Genomic DNA, 223 nt, shown 5'->3' with positions numbered 1-223 from the left:
GCTTCGCGCTCAGGCGCTCATCGGCACCGGAAGCGGTGCTTCCGAAAGCGTACCTCTTCGCCCCGCAGGCGGGCGAGGGGTGACTCGCGCCGGCGAGTCTGCTGCCATCCTGAAGCCTGGGCCGTTCTGAACCTGAGCAAATTTGGTGGGGCAGCGGCATCGCCCCTTCAGGAGGCCGAGCGGAATCGTTGCGTAGGGGGACGAGCGGCATGGATGCCGCGAG

The sequence above is a fragment of the Pseudomonas sp. BN417 genome (assembly GCF_029871205.1).
In the GTDB taxonomy this organism is placed as follows: Bacteria; Pseudomonadota; Gammaproteobacteria; order Pseudomonadales; family Pseudomonadaceae; genus Metapseudomonas.
The sequence above is the reverse complement of the archived record's forward strand: the minus strand, read 5'-3'. Positions refer to the sequence as shown.